This is a genomic window from Streptomyces sp. NPDC127084, assembly GCF_042724175.1.
Classification (GTDB): Bacteria; Actinomycetota; Actinomycetes; order Streptomycetales; family Streptomycetaceae; genus Streptomyces.
Genome location: NZ_JBHXFA010000065.1, coordinates 23,002 through 25,875, shown reverse-complemented (window position 1 = coordinate 25,875; position 2,874 = coordinate 23,002). Strand labels below are relative to the sequence as shown.

Annotated in this window: 2 protein-coding genes, 1 tRNA gene and 1 pseudogene; all 4 read left to right on the top strand. The window is 73.2% G+C overall.

Annotation, left to right across the window (positions count from 1 at the left end):
* A pseudogene (locus tag ACFWI9_RS17180) lies at window positions 1-631 on the top strand (hypothetical protein); the annotation flags it as partial.
* 26 nt (window positions 632-657) lie between these two features.
* Window positions 658-2,007: an AAA domain-containing protein gene (locus tag ACFWI9_RS17175; RefSeq protein WP_387162770.1), complete on the top strand. Its 1,350-nt coding sequence runs from the start codon at window positions 658-660 to the stop codon at window positions 2,005-2,007.
* Between the two features lie 105 nt (window positions 2,008-2,112).
* Window positions 2,113-2,463, top strand: a complete 351-nt coding sequence (locus ACFWI9_RS17170; protein WP_387162769.1) for a hypothetical protein — start codon at window positions 2,113-2,115, stop codon at window positions 2,461-2,463.
* A gap of 279 nt (window positions 2,464-2,742) precedes the next feature.
* Window positions 2,743-2,816, top strand: a tRNA-Lys gene (locus ACFWI9_RS17165).
* The last annotated feature ends 58 nt before the right edge of the window (window positions 2,817-2,874 follow it).

Genomic DNA, 2,874 nt, shown 5'->3' with positions numbered 1-2,874 from the left:
GCGGGGCCGCGCCCCCCCCCCCGCTCCCCTCGGCCCCACCGCGCCCCACCGCCCCGTGTCCCGCGCGGGCGCCCCGCCCCACCCGCGCCGCGACGACGCGGTGACCGCGGCGCGGAAGCTCGCGACCCGCGAGGCGGCGCAGGCCCGGCTGGAGGCTCAGGAGGCGCTGGACGATCCGCTGGTGCTGGCGGGTCGGCGGCTCTCGGGCGAGGCATTCGTCAGTGAGGTCACCGAAGTGGTGATGGCCTGGTCGGAGTCCAAGCGGCCGTCGCCGCGTCCGCTGCTCACCGTGCGCACCGACGACACCCCGCAACTCGGCGCGGGCGTGAAGGTGTACCGCTCGCTGGAGAGCGGGCCGCAGAGCGCGGAGTTCGTGGGATGGTGCGAGGAGGACGGCTCGCTGGTCCTGCGGCTGCTGGACCGGATGGGGCGGTCACGGGACCCCGTCGAGGGGTCCGTACCGGAGAAGGGCGACCGGATCGCCTGGACGCTGTTCGAGCATGAGCAGCGGGGCGGTCCCAAACTGCCCGACCCGGAGGAGACCCCCTGGACGCATGGCGGGCCGCCGCGCGGCGACGCACCGGAGAGCGCGGACGGTCCGGACCCGGTGACCGCGGAGGACCTGCTGTGACGGGAACTGCTGTGAGGGGGGCTGCTGTGACCGGTACCGTCGTCCCGCCGCTCGACCCGGGTGCCGCGGCGGCCCGGGCCACCGAGGCGATCCTGGCGGACACCCTGGACGGCGACGCGCGGGGTGTCGTCGTGGACTCCCCGCCCGGCGCGGGCAAGTCGACACTCGTCGTACGCGCGGCGTTGGAGCTGGCTTCGGCGGGCAGACCGCTGATGGTCGTCGCACAGACGAACGCCCAGGTGGACGACCTGGTGCTGCGGCTCGCCGAGAAGGAACCCGGGCTGCCGGTGGGCCGGCTGCACAGCAACGACCCCGACCCTTACGACAAGGCGCTCGACGGCCTGGACAACGTCCGGAAGTCGGCGAAGGCGGGTGATCTCACGGGCCTGGACGTGGTGATCTCGACCGCCGCGAAATGGGCACACGTCAAGGGCGTCGAGCCCTGGGGCCACGCGATCGTGGACGAGGCGTACCAGATGCGCTCGGATGCCCTGCTCGCCGTGGCGGGACTCTTCGAGCGCGCCCTGTTCGTGGGCGACCCGGGGCAGCTCGACCCCTTCTCGGTGGTCGGCGCCGAGCAGTGGGCGGGGCTGTCGTACGACCCTTCGGCCAGCGCGGTCTCCACCCTGCTGGCGCACAACCCGGAGCTGCCGCAGCACCGGCTGCCGGTGTCCTGGCGGCTGCCCGCGTCAGCCGCTCCGCTGGTGTCCGGCGCGTTCTACCCGTACACACCGTTCCGCAGCGGTACGGGTCACGGCGACCGGCGGCTGTCCTTCGGTGTCGCTTCGGACGGCTCGGGGACGGACCGGGTCCTGGACGAGGCCGCCGAGTCCGGCTGGGGGCTGCTGGAGCTGCCCGCCCGGCACACCCCGCGCACCGACCCGGAGGCGGTGCGGGTGGTGGCGCTGGTGGCGCGGCGGCTGCTCGACCGGGGCGGGGTCTCGGTGTCCGAGCGGTCCGAGGAGCCGGTGCCGCTCACCCCGGACCGGATCGCGGTCGGCACCGCCCACCGCGACCAGGCCGCGGCGGTACGGGCGGCGCTGACCGAGCTGGGGGTGAGCGGGGTGACCGTGGACACGGCCAACCGGCTCCAGGGTCGCGAATTCGATGTCACCGTCGTGCTCCACCCCCTGTCGGGCCGCCCCGACGCGACGACGTTCCACCTGGAGACCGGCCGCCTGTGCGTGCTGGCGTCCCGGCACCGGCACGCCTGCGTCGTGGTGTGCCGCGCGGGTGTGGCGGAACTGCTGGACGAGCATCCGTCGACGGAGCCGGTGCTCCTGGGGGTGAGCATGAAGTTCCCGGACGGGTGGGAAGCGAACCACGCGGTGCTGTCGCATCTGGCGGAGCACCGGGTGGTCGCGTCCGCCGGGTGAGCGGCGGCCGGGGGTCCGTTCACCGGCGTGCGCGGGGGCCCTCTTGCGTCGCGCGGGACAATGGTGGGTGGCCGGTGGCCGGAATGCGTGGGTGAGGAGACGGGCATGGCGGAATCGTCGGAGCGCGGCGAGCGGCGGATGCGGCCTGCGCCGCTGATCTTCGAGCCTTCGGAGGCCGCGTCCGACCCGGAGCACTTCTTCGATCTGGAGTCGATCGAGGACCCCCGGGAGCTGCTGGTCCGTGCGACCGAGCTGACCCTCGCCTTCCAGTCCGCGGCCGACCGGGCCCTGGAGTACCAGGCGCTCGCGGCTGCCCAGCTCGCCGATCCTCGGCGGTTCGACCGGCTGAGCACGGCGGAGATCGCCGCGCGGGCGGAGTGGAGCGAGGACTACGCGCGGAAGATGGTGGAGTTCGGGCGGGATCTCCTCCGCGCCTCGGAACCCGGAGCGCAGTAGCTCCGCCCGGGGAGGCGCGGGATTCGTGTGGCGCTGCCCACACCGGCCCATGCCGGTGCCCGGTGGCCGCGACACATCCCACGGTCCCGGACACGAGCCCGGAGCTGCCGCGATGCCCAGCTCACGGCGATGGGTGACCCGGCAACCTCGCGAGCTGCGGTGCACTGCGAGAGTGCGCGCCCGTATGGCAGCGGGACGCCGTGAGGCGGGGCACACCGCGGTGCGTATATCGATTTTTCCTCTCGCGGATCCGGATGCTAATGTCTACGACGTCAGCAAGCGCCGCTAGCTCAGTTGGTTAGAGCAGCTGACTCTTAATCAGCGGGTCCGGGGTTCGAGTCCCTGGCGGCGCACAGACAGGAAGAGCCCCTCGCAGCAGCGAGGGGCTCTTTGGCATATAAGGACACGACC

Excerpts from the sequence above, each read along its gene's own strand:
- ACFWI9_RS17170 (WP_387162769.1), top strand. The coding sequence starts at position 2,113 with ATGGCGGAATCGTCGGAGCGCGGCGAGCGGCGGATGCGGCCTGCGCCG.